Origin of the sequence: Nitrosopumilus piranensis (assembly GCF_000875775.1) — an archaeon.
Classification (GTDB): Archaea; Thermoproteota; Nitrososphaeria; order Nitrososphaerales; family Nitrosopumilaceae; genus Nitrosopumilus; species Nitrosopumilus piranensis.
Window position 1 is genome coordinate 1402193 of the sequence record NZ_CP010868.1, and the last position, 15652, is coordinate 1417844.

Here is a 15652-nt window from a genome sequence, read left to right on the forward strand (position 1 = left end):
TCTATACAAGTACGTGAACGCTAAACTTCTTGTTTTAGTTGTTTAAGGTAGTCTCTTAGGATTTTGGTTCTTCGTTTTGCTTCTATTTTTCCAGATTTCGTATTCATTAATGATTCAAGTTTTAGTAATTTTTGAAAGAAATGGTCCACAGTCCATGTTTTGTCATCAGGAATTCTTTTTTTACAAAAGGGATCATCAATATGGTAAAATGGTCTATTCAAAGAACCACCCGTAGCAAAGACTCTAGCAATTCCTATTGCGCCCAAGGCATCCAATCTATCTGAATCCTGAAGTATTTTGCCTTCAATTGTTTTGGGAATTTTCTTTTGAGAAAAGCTATGATCACGTATGGCGTCTGAAATTATTGTGATTTCATCTTTAGAAAAATTATATTTCTTTAGAATTTGTTGTGACTTTTTAGCACTTTGAATAGAAGACATTTTTGAGCGCTTGTCAGATTTTGGATAAGAAACAATGTCATGTAACAATGTTGCACTCAAAACCAGTTTTTCATTTGCTTTTTCATATTTACAGATTTTTTGTGCATTTTTGTATACCCTCATAACATGTTGGAAATCATGAGCAGGATCATTATCCATAATTTTTTTTACATCCTTTTTTAGTAATTCAAGAACTTTCATTTAGAACCTCCAGATTTTGGGTTTGACAAATTTTAATTTTTTCTGAGTAATTAAAACAGTCCAGTTAATAGATGCAAAGAGAACAATCACCCCAATTCCAACACCGTCAATTAGTAGTATTCCAGTAAGACGATCTTCGAATATTTCCAAAAAAGGTTGTAAAACAGCATTTCCAAAATATATCATAATGATGTAAGAGATTGTTCTACCAAACCAAAATCCAACATAGATTCCAATGCTTTTTGCACGCATTAGACCATAGGTGATAAACAGCATATTACTTGGAAGAGGAGTGGCACCAAAAAGAAATGATGCAAGCAAGTAGCCATATTTTTTATGATTTAGATAATCTCCAATTATGTCAAGATTGGATTTTTGTTCTTCTCCAACAAATTTCCTAAATAATCCACTGATTTTTTTGAGAAAAAATCTACCAAGTGTGGCACCAGTAGCACCAACTGTAGCAAGAAAGACTACGTTCAAGTTTGGATCAAGAAGATAAAATGATGTTAGAACAATCCAGCTTGGTGGCATCAAAATTGGAGATGCGTTTACTAGAATCAGTACTAAAAAAATTCCAAAATAGGATAATTCGCCAAAAATTTCAAAAATATCTGCCATCTTTCAAAGATTATGTCAGCTTTTTTGTTTCTAAACCCTTGGATCGGGTTTTAGTCACAAAATAATTTGATTCTGATCCAAAAAATTAAAAAAATTACAATTTTTTCAAAACAATGATCATGTATTGTAAAAAATTGGATCAATCATGCAATATCTTTATAAGCAAATTGCGCCTATATCATGCATGTCTGAGATGGTTTGGAAGTGTTTTAGATGCAATCTATCCTTCAAGGACGAAAATTTGGCAGACATGCACAAGGTAATTTCAGAGCATTCTGTAACCAAAGTTAAGACACTTGTTGCTTAATTTCAAAAATTTGTAATTTTGTATAAAATTTAGTGCAGAGAGTGGGATTTGAACCCACGAACTCCTAAAAGAAGGGATTTCCTATTTGGAAGATCTTGAGTCCCTCTCGGTTGACCGGGCTTCGATATCTCTGCAATGAGAATGGACAAAGAGCAGTATTTTTCGATTACTATTGGGAAAAATTTGAAAAATGATCTGTTGTTTTAAAGAAGTTTTAACAAAGCTTATAATCGTGCACAATGGACTCAAAAATACATGGCAGAATACATACCAATTTCACAAGTAAAAAAAATGCGAAGTGGAATAAATGCTAAAGCAGAAGTGAAAAGCAAAGGAGACCCAAGAACTGTAAATCTAAAAAGTGGAGGTACAGTTGACGTCTGTGATGCAGTTATAGCTGATGGTGAAACTGAAGATGACCAAATGAAATTGACATTGTGGGGAGATGATATCAAAGCAGTAAATGTTGGAGATGTTGTTGTGATAACAAATGGATACACCAACGAATTCAAAGGTGAAGTCTCTTTAACAAAAGGAAAGTTTGGTCAAATGGAAGTAAACCCTCAATAATTCCTTTTATTATCTAGATTATTTTTCAGATCCACCAGTATTACAATAATTCCAACTATCAATACTATAATTCCTAAAACAAGTAAAAATCCAGAGATCATTAATGGTAAAACCATATTCATTACAGGGGAGTTTGGATTAGTCAAAGATTCAGAATTTTCAGGATCTTCAGAAAACATAGCAACCACAGTAACACTTCTTTCACCAAGGTTTTGGATTTCAAGATTCAATGTGTCAGATTGAGATATTTGTAAGACTTCAAAAAGAATTGGTTCGTCTTGAACAAAGGTTCCATAACTATCACCAAAAATATTTGAAATAATTATTGACAGTTTATCACCATCTTGATAATCAAGAATTTGAATTCCCCACAAAAGAGGTACATCTGAAGAATATGTCGTGTAAGAAAAGTGTGCCGAGTCATCAGGCATGATTTGAATCTCATTTGAAATTTCATCAAACATGCCTTCAAACAATGAGGATACAGAAAAATCATCAGGTCCAGTGACATTAGATGGAACAGTAGATACTGCAATCGAAAGTGAAACTACAATCAATACAATTCCAGAAATAGTAATGATGGGCCCACGTTTTTTCATTGTAAAAATATTGATGTAAAACCTACTTTAAGGGTATAGAAAATTTATTCTAACGTTTTCTTTTCTTTTTAGATGCAGTCTTTCTTGCTGGTTTCTTTTTAGATGCAGTCTTTCTTGCTGGTTTCTTTTTAGATGCAGTCTTTCTTGCTGGTTTCTTTTTAGATGCAGTCTTTCTTGCTGGTTTCTTTTTAGATGCAGTCTTTCTTGCTGGTTTCTTTTTAGATGCAGTCTTTCTTGCTGGTTTCTTTTTAGATGCAGTCTTTCTTGCTGGTTTCTTTTTAGATGCAGTCTTTCTTGCTGGTTTCTTTTTAGGAGATTTTTTTCGCTTAGACAAAAGTTCTTTTAGTTTTGATGCAGCTTTTTCTAATGCTTTTTTGGCAGAATCCTCAGACTTTTTTCGTCTTTCTAATTCTTTAACAAATTTTTCTGCTGCTTTTTTACTAGATACCATTGTCTCACGTAGGGAGGGCTTTGATTGAGATTGCTTTTGAATTTTAGTTGAAATCTTTGATTTTATTGTATCAAATTTGGCAACATCATTAGCAATTTTTTTGGCAGTTTTTTGCCTACTTTTAATTTCAGAGTTTAACTCCTCAACATGGTCTTCAAGTGAGCGTAGTCTTGCCTCAGCATTTTGTTTTTCTTCAGGATTTTCAGAAAATTCAATTTCCTGCTTTGTCTGCTCAATTGCCTCTTTTTCTCTAGATAATCTCTCTTCAGCTGCCTGAACTAATCTTTCAATACTTTCTAATTGAGAATTTTTTTGATTAAGAACACCAGAGACATCTGAAACATCTTCTTTCTCAGATTCTATTTTTCTATCAATAGAGTTAAGACCAGAAGATGAACGTCTTTGAGCAGATAGAACCTCCTTGAGCTGTTTTTCAGCTTTTTTTCTTAGTTTAGTAGATTCTTGCTGCTTTTTGCGTAGTTGTAAAACTGTTTTTTCTAATGATGCCAATGACTCAAACAAATCAAAAGAGTCGATTAAGTTGTTAATATAATCATGATTTGACTTTCCAGTTAAGAAAATTAACTAATATTGATCGCAAATATCACTTTTTTAAAAAATATTAGTCAATGAATTTGATAATTATCATGGATTTTCATCCAAAAGACTTGCCAATTTTTAAAACTTATGATCTAAAAGACGAAAAAGATGCAGCAAGTGCTGTTGAAGACATGGTAAAAATTGGATTTCAAGATAAAAATGAGGGGTTTCGAGTTTTGATGCCAAAAGAATCAAAGATTGCAAAAAGAATTGGATATACTGTCACAACAGGTGTAACTCATGGATTGAGACAAAAAAATGAAATTCGCGATGTAAGATATTGGACATATCATCATGATTCTGATCACTATGCAATAGTCTTGATTAGCAATTCTGCACTAACAAAATTAGGTTTTTGATTTTTCAAAAATTTTGTAGAGTTTTGTTCTATTTGCCATCACACCTGCAAGCATTATTCCAATAACAGTTCCACCTATCACATCCATAGGATAGTGTTGTAAAACATAGATTCTACTCAATGAAATCATTGCAGGATACAAGAACATCAGATAGGCTCCACGTGGGAATCTTTCAGATAACGCATATCCCAGAATAATTCCAAATATCATGGCTCGAGCAGCATGCCCAGATGGATATGATGCATCAAATCCACCCTCACAAAACAGGGCAAACGTATCACGGCTAATTTCTACGGGAAATTCCACACCTTCATAATCAAAGTCAGGTCTATCACGGTCAACTCCACATTTTATGTATCCAGTTAGAAGAGTAGTCAATACAATTAGAATCATAAGAGTAATTCCTATTCTTCGTGTTTTAGGAATAAGTAACATCAAAATTCCAAAAATTAACATGTTAAAGACATCACCACTTTCAGTCACATATTGCATTATGATGTCAAGTGTAGGGTTTCCAACATTTTGAGAGAAAAACGAAATAATACTTTGATCAAAACTTTCAGTGATTCCTGAATACACCAATCCTGTCAGAATCAAAAATAAAATTGTCAGCAATACAAATGAACGAGACCTAATATCAAAAAGCCAGCTTTGCAATTAATCAAACTCCATGTATGCATCTTTTAATTTTTGTCAATAGATAAGTTTTGGAAATCATTATTTTGAAAATAGATTTGTCAAAATAATTCTGATCGGCTCAAAGAATTTAACCAAGTGGATAATAGAAAAGGCGTGAAGGTACTCACATTAGATGATTTTGATTTAAAAGGTAAAACTGTTTTTTTAAGAGTGGACATGAATTGTCCCATCGATCCAGAAACAATGAAGATTTCAGGTACAAAAAGAATTGAAGAAGCAATTGAAACACTACAATCACTAGAAGAAGCTAAAGTGGTTGTTGCATCACATCAAGGAAGAGTTGGAAATAATGATTATACAGGAATGGACAAGCATGCCAAAGTTCTTGAAAAATTAATGAATCGTAAAATAAAATATGTTGAAGACGTTATTGGCGAAGCTGCACAAAATGCAATCAAGAATTTAGAGAATGGAGACATTTTACTTTTAGATAACCTCAGATTATGTGCTGAGGAGAATTACGAGTTTACACCAGAGAATGCAGCAAAAACAATCATGGTAACTCGCTTGGCCAAATTGTTTGATCTATGTGTATTAGATTCATTTCCTAGCGCCCATAGATCACATCCATCAATTGTTGGATTTCCACAAGTTTTACCAGCATGTGCAGGAAGAATTGTTGAAAGAGAGGTTAGAAATCTAGATGAAATAATGACAGTAGCCAAGGCACCTCACGTAATTGTTCTTGGAGGTTCCAAGGTACCAGACAGACTTGAGGCAATAAAATTACTTATTCAAAATGGCAGAGCAGACCACGTCTTACTTACAGGATTGATAGGAAATGTGTTTATGCGTGCCCAAGCTAGAGTCAAGTCATCATTAGGAATTAAAAGAGAAGAAGAAGTTGTGGCAAAAGCTCACACATTGATAGGAGAATACCCAGATGTATTTGCAACTCCGGTAGATATTGCAATTGACAAAGATGGTGAAAGAGTAGAGATGGATGTAAGAGAGATGGGTAAAGGCGATAAGATTTTTGATCTGGGCCCAAAAACTGTGGAGTATTATTCAAAATTAATTGCAGGTGCAGGAACTGTATTTATTAGTGGACCAGCGGGATTTTTTGAAAAAGAGAACTTTAGTTATGGTACAAAGGCACTACTTTCTGCTGTTGCAAATTCTATGGCAACAACTATTGTTAGTGGAGGTCATTTAACAACGGCACTAAAACAACAAGGATTAGCAGATAAAATTAATCATATCAGTACTGCAGGTGGAGCACTTGTACTTTATCTTACAGGAGAAAAATTACCAATGATAAAAGCACTTGAAGATGCTAGAATAAAACAGCAATCTAAATAGATGATTTACAAGAAGGGTTTGGGCAAATTTTATCTTCAGATGGACTAAGATAGATATCTTGATTGCAAGAATTGCAGTGAGTTTTTTCTACGGGTTCAAATAATTTTAGATGTATGGTTGTAAAATTTTGAGCTACATTTCTTGCAAGACCAGAATCACAAATACCATTGATAAATGATTCAATATCATCAACTATCCAAGAGGATTCAATATCACCATTTTCTTTTAGAATTTCAAAAATAGAGTCATTGGTAAAGACAGTATCAACGTCGTTAAATTTTTCAAAAATTATTTTTCGGATTTGAAGTTCGATTGGTACAGTAGGAGTAAAACTCATTCTAGTACAGATTTGCTGCCTCTTCTTTTAGTTTATCCACATCTTCTGTATTTTCAAGATGTTTTCCAATGTAGGTATAAAGTGCGGATTTGAGTACCTTAAGAGATAGCAAGGCACATTTTATTCGAACAGCCTGTAGGTGTTCAAGACCTAATTCACTAAGAACGTCATTTTTTTCAATCTTTCTTACATCCTCAAGGCTTTTGCCTTTAGTTATTTCAGTTAGGACAGAAGAGCATGCCATACAAATTGCACATCCCTTTCCATGAAATTTAATGTCAGTTACCTTGTTTTCATCAATTTTCATATCAATATCAATACTGTCACCACATAATGGATTTGAGTCATGAAATGTTACATCATGATCTTCAATTGTTCCATAGTTTATAGGATTTCTTGAATAATCCACAATCATTTCATGATAGATATCTGCATTGCTACTCATAACTTAAACACCTTTGCTACTATATTTAATGAATTAACAAGAACATCAATGTCTTCTTTAGTGTTGTAAATGTAAAAACTAGCTCTCGAAGTTGCTGCAACATTTAGTCTTTCCATCAAGACTTGAGCACAATGGTGTCCAGAACGTACTGCAATTCCTTCCTCATCAATGATTTGTGCAACATCATGTGGATGCACGTCTGCAAAATTAAATGAGATAACGCCACCTCGCTTTGAGATATCTTTAGTACCGTAGATGTGAAGTCCTTTTACTTGAGATAGTTTTTCAATAGCATATTTTGTTAGTTCAACTTCATGTTCTCGTATGTTATCCATTCCTATCTTTGTCAGATAATCAATTGCAGCACCTAGTCCTACAACATCAGCAATGTTTGGAGTTCCTGCTTCAAATTTGTAAGGCAAATCATTCCATGTAGTTTCATATTTGTGAACTTCACGAATCATATCTCCACCACCATGGAAAGGACTCATAGTTTCAAGTACAGGTTTTCTAACCCACAAGACACCAATTCCTGTTGGACCAAGCATCTTATGCCCTGAAAATGCAAAAAAGTCACATCCCAATTTTTCCAGGTCAACTTTCATGTGTGGAACTGCTTGAGCCCCATCAACTAAGGTGGGAATTCCTGCAGCCTTGCATTTTTCAATGATTTTTTGAGCATCAGTAATCGTACCAAGGACATTGGACATCAGACTAAATGTTACAAGTTTTACTTTTCCTGTAGCAATAAGTTTGTCAAGATCATCTAAAATTAATTCGCCGTTATCATCCATTCCAATGTATTCTAATTTTGCATGTTTTTCTTGTGTAAGAATTTGCCAAGGAACAATGTTGCTGTGATGTTCGTATTCAGTAGTAACAATAATGTCTCCTTCTTTGATGTGAGGCCTACCCCATGCATATGCAACTAGATTGATTGCTTCAGTTGTTCCCCTAACAAAGATTATTTCTTGTCTGTCCTTGATGTTGACAAATTTTGCAATTTTATCTCTAGTTTCCTCATATGCCTGTGTTGCTTCTTCGGCTAGAGCATAAACTGCTCTGTGGATATTTGCATTATGATTTTGATAATAGTTTGTAATAGCATCAATTACTTGGTTTGGTTTTTGTGTAGTAGATGCATTATCAAGATAAACTAGATGTTTGTTATCTCTAACAGTTCTTTTAAGTATTGGAAAGTCTTTTCTTAGATTTTCAAAAGATGATTCTGCAGTTTGCATATTTTAAACCTCCAAGTAAATTTTGCTGTCATCTATTTTAACATTGTATACCTTAAGGGGGGTTTCAGCAGGAAGATTTTGAGGTTCACCATTCTCTAAATTGAAAACAGAGAGATGTAATGGACACCTAACTCCTTCATCACTTAGAATACCTGTTGACAGGTCTGCATCAGCATGTGTACAGATTAGGTCTGTTGCATAAATTTTTCCTTTAAGATTTGCCAAAAGAATTTTTTTATCATCATGTGTAAAACCGAAAAGTTGTCCTTCTTTTACTTGATCTAGATTACAAGCTTTTATCCATTCAGACAGAAAAATCACCTATACTTGTAATGTTGTTCTATTTCTGCATCTTCATTATAGCGTGTTTCTTCTATCTCAACGAATTTGGTTAATTCCTCATCGGTGTTAATAGTAAGTTCACGATTGTCCCATTTAGATTCAATAAGATAAGCAATCCATGCTCTGACTTGGTAAGACATCTTTCTAGAAAGTGGTTCTAGAAATCCTTCAACAATAGTTCTTTCAGCCTCTTCATGGCTTAGGCATCTTGTTTTTAGGTAGAAAATTTGTTCTTCATCAATTTGAGCAACGGATGCAGAGTGTGTTGCCTTTACGTCATTTGTGAAAATCTCTAGTCCAGGAATTGCATCTGACTTTGCATCTTTGTCTAGTAAAATTGAACGTCCAGATAGAAAAGAGTTTGATTTTGTGGCATTTTCTTTAATCCTAATCATGCCTTTGAATAAAGATTTTGATTTGTTTCTGAGAATTGATTTTTCAACTACACGTCCTTCAGTTGCAGGACTCTCATGGTTTACATTTGTTTGAATGTCAAATGATTGCTCATTATTACCAAAGACTACTTCAGAGTCATTTGATGATGCACCTGTCCCGTTTAAGAAATAATCAATTTTGTATCTCGATAGCATAGAGCCAAAGAGACCAGAATACCAGTTTATTTTTGCATCTTGTGCAAGATCAGTTCTTCTTGTAGAGAAATTAACTGCATGCTGATCAATCATTTGTAATGTTGTAACATCTAGTTGTGCATTTGCTGCAACATTGGTGTTAAGTAACTCAAGATATGCTTGTTGAGAATCAGATTTTGGAGAATATAGTTCCTGTACAACTGTTGCCTTGCTGCTTTCATCAGCAAAGATGATGTTTCTAGATATGACAGAGTGTCCATCATTAGACAAGCAAGATAAGAAATGAATTGGTCTCTCTAAAACTAAATTGCGTGGAATGTGGATAAACACTCCTGAGTTGAATGCAGCATTGTTTAATGCAGTAAATTTGTCATCTTGAGATTTTGATGCCTCAAGTGCTTTTTTGACAAGTTCAGGGTTGTTGGCAATTGCATCCGAGATAGATGAGATTACCAACCCCTTTGATTTAAGATCATCAGGTAAGTTGATTTTTGTAATATTTGCTCCAATTTGAATAATACAGATTTCATTTTCAAGCTCTCCTAATCTTTTTTGAAGAAATGATGGGGCTGTTTGTGCAGTTGATGCAGACAATGAAACCTTTTCAGGATCCATCTTTTTTGCATCAGTGTACTTGTTGTAAAGAGGAGATAACTCAAGTGGAAGACTAGCATAAACAGATAGCGAATCCTTTCTGTAATTTTTTAGCCAATCTGGCTCATTTAGAAATGAAGAGATTTCATCGATGTGACTTGTATCTAATTTAGAGAGAGTTTGTGACATGGTTAATCAAAATGAAATTGGGAGTTTATCCCACAGAGTCGTCCATCTCTAGTTTGATGAGTCTGTTTAGTTCTACTGCATATTCCATTGGAAGTTCTTTTGTAAATGGTTCCATGAAACCATTAACAATTAAGGACAATGCCTCTTCTTCTGAAAAGCCTCTACTCATAAGATAGAAGATTTGCTCATCACCAATTTTTCCAACTGTTGCTTCGTGGGTAATAGTGGCATCTTCCTGATTAATTTCCATGTAAGGATATGTATCAGTCTTTGATGTATCATCTAAGAGTAATGCATCACATCTCACAGTGGATTTTACACCAGTTGCGCCCTTTGCTACATTGAGTAGTCCTCTGTAAGTGGAACGTCCATTCAATCTGCTTACGGATTTGGATGTAATTTTAGAGGTAGTGTTTGGTGCCAAATGAACCATTTTTGCACCAGTATCTTGGTGTTGGTCCTTACCTGCAAATGCAATAGATAATGTTTCACCATATGCACGTTCGCCCATAAGATAAACACCTGGATACTTCATTGTGAGTTTACTTCCAATGTTTCCATCAATCCATTCAACTGTAGCACCTTCATATGCATAAGCTCGTTTTGTTACGAGATTGTAAACATCGTTACTCCAGTTTTGGATTGTTGTATATCTTAGATGTGCATCTTTGTGTGCAACCAGCTCAACAACTGCAGAATGCAATGATTCTGAAGAGTAAACAGGAGCAGTACATCCTTCGATATAGTGAACATCTGCACCTTCATCTACAATGATCAATGTTCTTTCAAACTGACCAATGTTTTCTGCATTAATTCTAAAGTAAGCTTGTAGTGGCATGTCAACTTTGACACCAGGTGGAACATAGATGAATGAACCACCACTCCAAACTGCACTGTTTAGTGCTGCAAACTTGTTATCCTCAGGAGGAATAATCTTTCCAAAGTATTTTTTGAAAATTTCTGGATGTTCCTTTAATGCTGAATCAGTATCCAAAAACAGAACACCTTGTTTTGCTAAATCTTCTCTTAAGCTGTGATATACAACTTCTGATTCGTATTGTGCACCAACACCTGCCAAGAATTTCTTTTCAGCTTCTGGAATTCCTAATTTGTCAAAAGTATTTTTGACGTCTGCTGGAACATCATCCCAGCTCTTTTCTGTCTTTTCAGATGCTTTTGCATAATAGTAGATATTTTGAAAATCAATGACACTAAGATCTCCACCCCAGGTTGGCATTGGTTTTTTCATGAAAATTTCATAAGAACGCAATCTAAAATCAAGCATCCATTGTGGCTCATCTTTCATTTTACTGATGCCAATTACTGTTTCCTTAGTCAGGCCTTTCTTGCTAAGGTGGACATACAATTCTGTAGAGTCCTTAAAATCATATTTTGAATAATCCATATCGAGGTTTTCAGTTGCCATGAGTAAAATAACCCCGTTATATTATAAATACATGAGGAAAAATAGGCAGAGCTAAATAGGCAGAGCTAAAGTTCTTCATCATAGAACTTTTTTGATTTCTTCTTTTTTGAATCTGTTTTCATTTCTTTCTTGTGCTTTTTCTTGTCTTTCTTTTTCTTCTCTTCTACTTCAAGCTCAATCTCAATTTCAGTCTCTATTGGTTTTTCACAATGAGGACACGTGATATGGATCTTCTTTTTTATTTCGTATTCCATAATTTCAAAAACATTTCAAAGTATTAGAATTTGATCATAATTTATGCAATAGTTAAAGTGTTTTTCATTGCATCAAATGCGCCTGCAACAGTATGGACTTCAGCGACTGTATTTTTGACTTTGAATTTTTTTAATTCGTCGGAAGTAAACGGTCCAATAGAAACTACGGATAGTTTGGCAAGATTATCCAACAAGGTATTTTGATCATAATCTTTTTCCATAATTTCAAAGAATCCTCTAACTGATGATGCACTGGTAAATACAATCCCATCAATCTTGTTTTGAGAGAATAGCTCTCTGAATCCATTCCATTGAGTGGTATCTCTGAATGCACAAACATCATACAAGTGAATTTCAAAAACATCTATGCCTATTTTGTTTAAGAGTTCTTTTAGAAATGGTGTAGATGCACCGCTCCTAGGAACTATGACTTTTTTGCCAACAGCAGTAAGTTGTGTGAATAATTCTCCGATACCAACAGAGGAGAATGTTTCTGCAGGCTGATGATTAACTTTGATTCCTTGTTCTTCAAGGGCAATAGTGGTTTTTGGGCCAACAGAGAGCACAATTGTGTTTGCTACTGCTAATTGCAGTGTTTCGAGTTTTCCAGATTGTTTTGCAGTATCAAACAATAGTTTTACAGCCTTTGAACTCATAAAAACAGAATAGTCAGGGTTGTAAGTTTTTACTGATTCTAAAAATTCATCTACAATTTTTTCTCCTTTGCTGACAAGTTCAATTGTTGGTAATGCAATAGGTGTTGCATTATTTTGCTCAGATAGAGAAATAAACTCAGCAGCATCATCTTTGGAGCGAGTAATTGCTATAGTCTTTCCATCAAGCATTATTTCCACCCAATTGTATCTGACAGGTCAACAACTTTACCAATTATGATATTAGATGGAGGAGTTATTTTATTTTCTTTAACTTTTTTTGCAATGTTTGTGACTGTTCCTTTAATCATTTTTTGTTTAGGAGTAGTTCCATTTTGAATTACAGCAACTGGAGTTTTTTTATCCATTCCACCTGCAACCAGTTGTTTACAGATAATATCAATTCGAGATAACCCCATCATAATTACTATTGTGTCAACAGACTTTGCAAGTCTCTTCCATTTTACAATCTCTTGTTTCTTTTCAGGATCCTCATGACCAGTTACAAAGACAACGGACGAGGCATGTTTACGATGAGTCAGTGGAATTCCGGCATAAGTGGCAGAGCCAATTCCTGAAGTTATACCAGGTACAATTTCATATCTTACCTTGTTTTCTTTGAGAAATTCTGCTTCTTCTCCACCGCGTCCAAAGATTATTGGATCGCCTCCCTTTAGTCTGACAACGTTCTTTTTTGATTTTGCATATTTTACCATCAGATCATTTGTGGTATTTTGATGAGTAGTGTCATCACCTACTGCCCGTCCTACATAGACTTTATCAGTTTTTTTAGGGATCATGGAAATAATTTTTTTGCTAACTAGTCTATCATACAAAACTACATCTGCCTTTTTGAGCAATTCAACTGCTCGAAGTGTAATTAATTTACTATCCCCGGGTCCGGCTCCAACAAGATACACCTTTCCTGTCATGTCTTATTCCATTCCTCCACTTTTTCTCTCCAATTTAATGCAAGATCATTTACCCCTTTCTTGCGAAGTTCTTCTCCAGCACTTTTGCCAAGAGATTTTGGATTGTTTTTATCACCAGTCTTGCTTACGTGAAGAGATTGCTTTCCATCAACAGAAAATGCAGTTACTGTTAGTGTAATATCAGAGTCATTAGACTTTGCATATGCACCAACTGGAAATCTACATCCAGAATCAACAAAGTCAGATAATGTACGTTCTGCCTCAATCTCCAAACGAGAGTCAGCGTCCTCAATTCTTTTGAGCATCTCAATTGTTTGTGAATCATCAGCTCTTGCAACAATAGCTATTGCTCCCTGACCAGGTGAAGGAGAAAAGTCATCAGTAGATAGTTCGGTGTGTTTTACATCAAGTCCTAATCTAGTTATTCCTGCTTTTGCAAGAACAATTGCATCATAGTTGTCTCCAGATATTTTTTTTATTCGAGTTTCAATGTTTCCGCGAATTGGTTTAACTGTAACATCAGGTCTTTTTCTAGATACTTGGACTGCCCTCCTGAGTGAACTTGTTCCAATCACAGCACCAGGTTTTATTGAATCAAGTGAAGATCCATCAGGTGAGATAAACACATCATTTACTGCTTCTCTTTTTGGGATACAAGCTAAAATTAGATTCTCATCTAACTCTGATGGAACATCTTTTAGACTATGGACTGCAAAATCAATTTCCTTTAGTGCGACTGCCTTATCAATCTCTTTTTCAAAAATTCCTTTCTGGTCTATTGTAAATAAGGGTCTGTTATCAGTATCGCCTTTTGTTGTAATTGTTTTAATTTCATATTCTGCATCAGGATTTGCTTTTTTTAATTCATCAATGACCCAATTTGTTTGAGCGATAGATAACTGGCTGCCTCTGGCCCCTACCACATACTTCAATTTTTCACCGACTTTAGTGCCAAATGATATGCATCAAGTGTTTTGTTTAGATCATTTTCAGTGTGGGCATCAGACAAGAAAACAACTTCAAACTGAGATGGGGCAATGAAGATTCCTTGTTTGAGTAAAGTTTTGAATAGTTTTTGGAATTTCTTTGCATTTGCTTTTTTTGATGTCTCATAATTGGTTACGGGTTTGTTTGTAAAGAAAATCTGGAACATTGATGCTGCAAAATTGATTTGATGGGGGATTCCCATGTCAGTTGCCATATCATCTAAAGCAGTGGAAAACAAGAGATTGAATCGCTCTAGTTTAGAGTATAGCTTGCTTTTGAGTTTGTTTATAGTCTTAATTGAGGCAATTGCAGCGCTAACAGAGATAGGATTTCCAGCAAATGTGCTTGCCTGATAGACTTTACCTCCAGGAGAAAGCAAATCCATTATCTCTTTTTTGCCACCTACTGCAGAAATTGTAAATCCATTGCTCAGAGCCTTTGCCATAGTAGTAAGGTCTGGTTTTATTCCAAAGTGTTCTTGTGCACCACCAGGAGCAACTCTGAATCCAGTAACAACTTCATCAAAGATTAACGGGATGTTGTTTTCTTTTGTTATTTTTCTCAAGTCAGATAGAAAATTTTTCTCAGGTAAAATTAATCCCATGTTAGCTAGAATTGGTTCAACAATTACTCCAGCAATGTCCTTATTTTTTTGAATTGTTTTTTGCAAATCTTCAATGCTGTTGTATTGAACTACCAAAGTATTCTTTGAGACTTCATCTAATCCACCATCAGAAACTGAGATGCCGTTATGTGCAGAACCTGAGCCAGCTTTTACTAAAACAGAGTCATGAGCTCCATGATAGCATCCTTCAAACTTGATAATCTTTTTCTTTTTTGTGAATCCACGTGCAAGTCTAATTGCAGTCATTGTGGCCTCACCACCAGTATTCATTAATCGAACTTTGTTAATGGATGGGAAATTACCAATGATCAGTTTAGCAAGTTCAGTTTCAGATTCTGTGGGAGTACAGTAAAGTGTACCTTTGGCTAGTTGTTTTGAGACAGAGTTGATGATCTCTTTTCTTCTATGTCCTAAAAGTAATGCACCATAACCATTGCAAAAATCAATTAGTTTTCTATTATCTTCATCCCAGATGTATGCGCCATCTGCCTTTTTTGTGAAAAATGGATATGGTTCAAAGTATCTAACAGGACTATTGACACCTGAAGGAGTCACCTTTTTTGCATCTGAGAAGAGTTTAGAATTTGTCAACATCATAGTCTGAATTAGGTTATTATTATTCGTAAAAGCCTAAATTTTGAGAATTTTTAGGCATAAAACTATGCATAAAGATATTCATCAGATCTTTCTTTTTTACACCAACAATTAGGGCTACATTGATTATCTCTATTTTCAGACATGATTTGTTCCCTTTTGGTTCTCCCTATCATTGCAACTTGGATGAATCGCCTGGGTTGACTCTCGTACAACTTGTTTTATAATGTCTGCAACTTCTTTCGACAATAAGATTTTCGAAAATGAATAAGTGTCATGCTCAAGGAAGCGGGC

Annotated in this window: 20 protein-coding genes and 1 tRNA gene; 4 read left to right on the forward strand and 17 right to left on the reverse strand. The window is 34.8% G+C overall.

Features of this window, described 5'->3' with window-relative positions; translation table 11 throughout:
- Window positions 1–20: 20 nt before the first annotated feature.
- Window positions 21–641: an HD domain-containing protein gene (locus NPIRD3C_RS08490; protein WP_148703728.1), complete on the reverse strand. Its 621-nt coding sequence runs from the start codon at window positions 639–641 to the stop codon at window positions 21–23.
- Window positions 642–1262, reverse strand: a complete 621-nt coding sequence (locus tag NPIRD3C_RS08495) for a hypothetical protein (RefSeq protein ID WP_148703729.1) — start codon at window positions 1260–1262, stop codon at window positions 642–644.
- A 184-nt stretch (window positions 1263–1446) separates the two neighbouring features.
- Between NPIRD3C_RS08495 and NPIRD3C_RS11025 the strand changes: the two genes are divergently transcribed.
- Window positions 1447–1569, forward strand: coding sequence for a hypothetical protein (locus NPIRD3C_RS11025; protein WP_255464659.1), 123 nt, complete (start codon window positions 1447–1449; stop codon window positions 1567–1569).
- Between the two features lie 33 nt (window positions 1570–1602).
- On the opposite strand, the gene NPIRD3C_RS08500 is transcribed toward NPIRD3C_RS11025, so the two are convergent.
- Window positions 1603–1703 (reverse strand) — tRNA-Leu (locus NPIRD3C_RS08500).
- 121 nt (window positions 1704–1824) lie between these two features.
- On the opposite strand from NPIRD3C_RS08500, the gene NPIRD3C_RS08505 reads away from it, so the two are divergent.
- Entirely contained in the window at window positions 1825–2139 is a 315-nt protein-coding gene (locus tag NPIRD3C_RS08505) for a single stranded DNA-binding domain-containing protein (RefSeq protein ID WP_048069404.1), read from the forward strand.
- Here NPIRD3C_RS08505 and NPIRD3C_RS08510 read toward each other — a convergent pair.
- Together NPIRD3C_RS08510 and NPIRD3C_RS11050 are read right to left on the reverse strand one after the other, a co-directional pair.
- Window positions 2133–2738, reverse strand: a complete 606-nt coding sequence (locus NPIRD3C_RS08510) for a hypothetical protein (RefSeq protein ID WP_148703730.1) — start codon at window positions 2736–2738, stop codon at window positions 2133–2135. The genes NPIRD3C_RS08505 and NPIRD3C_RS08510 overlap by 7 nt on opposite strands.
- Before the next feature lie 49 nt (window positions 2739–2787).
- The gene (locus tag NPIRD3C_RS11050; protein WP_269464957.1) at window positions 2788–3699 is read right to left on the reverse strand and encodes an ATPase V; all 912 of its coding nucleotides are present in this window, start codon (window positions 3697–3699) and stop codon (window positions 2788–2790) included.
- Window positions 3700–3836: 137 nt separating this feature from the next.
- Here NPIRD3C_RS11050 and NPIRD3C_RS08520 point away from each other — a divergent pair, with 137 nt between their 5' ends.
- Complete coding sequence (locus NPIRD3C_RS08520) at window positions 3837–4148, forward strand: hypothetical protein (RefSeq protein WP_148703732.1); 312 nt, start codon at window positions 3837–3839, stop codon at window positions 4146–4148.
- Here the strand turns inward: NPIRD3C_RS08520 and NPIRD3C_RS08525 are convergent.
- Entirely contained in the window at window positions 4137–4805 is a 669-nt protein-coding gene (locus tag NPIRD3C_RS08525; protein ID WP_148703733.1) for a phosphatase PAP2 family protein, read from the reverse strand. The two genes, NPIRD3C_RS08520 and NPIRD3C_RS08525, sit on opposite strands and share 12 nt — an antisense overlap.
- Window positions 4806–4922: 117 nt before the next feature.
- Here NPIRD3C_RS08525 and NPIRD3C_RS08530 point away from each other — a divergent pair, with 117 nt between their 5' ends.
- The gene (locus NPIRD3C_RS08530) at window positions 4923–6149 is read left to right on the forward strand and encodes a phosphoglycerate kinase (protein WP_148703734.1); all 1227 of its coding nucleotides are present in this window, start codon (window positions 4923–4925) and stop codon (window positions 6147–6149) included.
- Here the strand turns inward: NPIRD3C_RS08530 and NPIRD3C_RS08535 are convergent.
- From NPIRD3C_RS08535 to hemL, 11 genes are all read right to left on the reverse strand, one after another.
- The gene (locus NPIRD3C_RS08535; RefSeq protein ID WP_148703735.1) at window positions 6142–6486 is read right to left on the reverse strand and encodes a hypothetical protein; all 345 of its coding nucleotides are present in this window, start codon (window positions 6484–6486) and stop codon (window positions 6142–6144) included. The two genes, NPIRD3C_RS08530 and NPIRD3C_RS08535, sit on opposite strands and share 8 nt — an antisense overlap.
- Before the next feature lies 1 nt (window position 6487).
- Entirely contained in the window at window positions 6488–6931 is a 444-nt protein-coding gene (locus NPIRD3C_RS08540; protein WP_148703736.1) for an iron-sulfur cluster assembly scaffold protein, read from the reverse strand.
- Window positions 6928–8172 carry a cysteine desulfurase gene (locus NPIRD3C_RS08545; RefSeq protein ID WP_148703737.1) on the reverse strand — a complete coding sequence of 415 codons (1245 nt, stop codon included), beginning with the start codon at window positions 8170–8172 and terminating at the stop codon, window positions 6928–6930. The genes NPIRD3C_RS08540 and NPIRD3C_RS08545 overlap by 4 nt, the downstream gene beginning before the upstream one ends.
- 3 nt (window positions 8173–8175) lie before the next feature.
- Window positions 8176–8484 (reverse strand): Rieske 2Fe-2S domain-containing protein, encoded by a 309-nt coding sequence (locus NPIRD3C_RS08550; protein ID WP_148704182.1) that lies wholly within the window; start codon window positions 8482–8484, stop codon window positions 8176–8178.
- Window positions 8485–8489: 5 nt separating this feature from the next.
- The gene (gene sufD / locus NPIRD3C_RS08555; RefSeq protein ID WP_148703738.1) at window positions 8490–9887 is read right to left on the reverse strand and encodes a Fe-S cluster assembly protein SufD; all 1398 of its coding nucleotides are present in this window, start codon (window positions 9885–9887) and stop codon (window positions 8490–8492) included.
- 25 nt (window positions 9888–9912) lie between these two features.
- Window positions 9913–11313 (reverse strand): Fe-S cluster assembly protein SufB, encoded by a 1401-nt coding sequence (sufB, locus tag NPIRD3C_RS08560; protein ID WP_148703739.1) that lies wholly within the window; start codon window positions 11311–11313, stop codon window positions 9913–9915.
- A gap of 65 nt (window positions 11314–11378) precedes the next feature.
- A complete protein-coding gene (locus NPIRD3C_RS08565; RefSeq protein WP_148703740.1) occupies window positions 11379–11567 on the reverse strand; it encodes a hypothetical protein in 189 nt (62 codons plus the stop codon).
- 41 nt (window positions 11568–11608) lie between these two features.
- Window positions 11609–12412: a uroporphyrinogen-III synthase gene (locus NPIRD3C_RS08570; protein ID WP_148703741.1), complete on the reverse strand. Its 804-nt coding sequence runs from the start codon at window positions 12410–12412 to the stop codon at window positions 11609–11611.
- Entirely contained in the window at window positions 12412–13152 is a 741-nt protein-coding gene (gene cobA / locus NPIRD3C_RS08575) for a uroporphyrinogen-III C-methyltransferase (RefSeq protein WP_148703742.1), read from the reverse strand. Before cobA ends, NPIRD3C_RS08570 begins: the two co-directional genes overlap by 1 nt.
- Complete coding sequence (gene hemC, locus NPIRD3C_RS08580) at window positions 13149–14084, reverse strand: hydroxymethylbilane synthase (RefSeq protein WP_148703743.1); 936 nt, start codon at window positions 14082–14084, stop codon at window positions 13149–13151. Before hemC ends, cobA begins: the two co-directional genes overlap by 4 nt.
- Window positions 14081–15358: a glutamate-1-semialdehyde 2,1-aminomutase gene (gene hemL, locus NPIRD3C_RS08585; protein WP_148704183.1), complete on the reverse strand. Its 1278-nt coding sequence runs from the start codon at window positions 15356–15358 to the stop codon at window positions 14081–14083. Before hemL ends, hemC begins: the two co-directional genes overlap by 4 nt.
- Window positions 15359–15652 lie beyond the last annotated feature (294 nt).

Excerpts from the sequence above, each read along its gene's own strand:
- hemL (WP_148704183.1), bottom strand. The coding sequence starts at position 15,358 with ATGTTGACAAATTCTAAACTCTTCTCAGATGCAAAAAAGGTGACTCCT.
- NPIRD3C_RS08570 (WP_148703741.1), bottom strand. The coding sequence starts at position 12,412 with ATGCTTGATGGAAAGACTATAGCAATTACTCGCTCCAAAGATGATGCT.
- NPIRD3C_RS08520 (WP_148703732.1), top strand. The coding sequence starts at position 3,837 with ATGGATTTTCATCCAAAAGACTTGCCAATTTTTAAAACTTATGATCTA.
- NPIRD3C_RS08505 (WP_048069404.1), top strand. The coding sequence starts at position 1,825 with ATGGCAGAATACATACCAATTTCACAAGTAAAAAAAATGCGAAGTGGA.
- sufD (WP_148703738.1), bottom strand. The coding sequence starts at position 9,887 with ATGTCACAAACTCTCTCTAAATTAGATACAAGTCACATCGATGAAATC.
- NPIRD3C_RS11025 (WP_255464659.1), top strand. The coding sequence starts at position 1,447 with ATGTCTGAGATGGTTTGGAAGTGTTTTAGATGCAATCTATCCTTCAAG.
- NPIRD3C_RS08535 (WP_148703735.1), bottom strand. The coding sequence starts at position 6,486 with ATGAGTTTTACTCCTACTGTACCAATCGAACTTCAAATCCGAAAAATA.
- NPIRD3C_RS08490 (WP_148703728.1), bottom strand. The coding sequence starts at position 641 with ATGAAAGTTCTTGAATTACTAAAAAAGGATGTAAAAAAAATTATGGAT.
- NPIRD3C_RS08545 (WP_148703737.1), bottom strand. The coding sequence starts at position 8,172 with ATGCAAACTGCAGAATCATCTTTTGAAAATCTAAGAAAAGACTTTCCA.
- NPIRD3C_RS08495 (WP_148703729.1), bottom strand. The coding sequence starts at position 1,262 with ATGGCAGATATTTTTGAAATTTTTGGCGAATTATCCTATTTTGGAATT.
- cobA (WP_148703742.1), bottom strand. The coding sequence starts at position 13,152 with ATGACAGGAAAGGTGTATCTTGTTGGAGCCGGACCCGGGGATAGTAAA.
- NPIRD3C_RS08510 (WP_148703730.1), bottom strand. The coding sequence starts at position 2,738 with ATGAAAAAACGTGGGCCCATCATTACTATTTCTGGAATTGTATTGATT.
- NPIRD3C_RS08565 (WP_148703740.1), bottom strand. The coding sequence starts at position 11,567 with ATGGAATACGAAATAAAAAAGAAGATCCATATCACGTGTCCTCATTGT.
- NPIRD3C_RS08540 (WP_148703736.1), bottom strand. The coding sequence starts at position 6,931 with ATGAGTAGCAATGCAGATATCTATCATGAAATGATTGTGGATTATTCA.
- sufB (WP_148703739.1), bottom strand. The coding sequence starts at position 11,313 with ATGGCAACTGAAAACCTCGATATGGATTATTCAAAATATGATTTTAAG.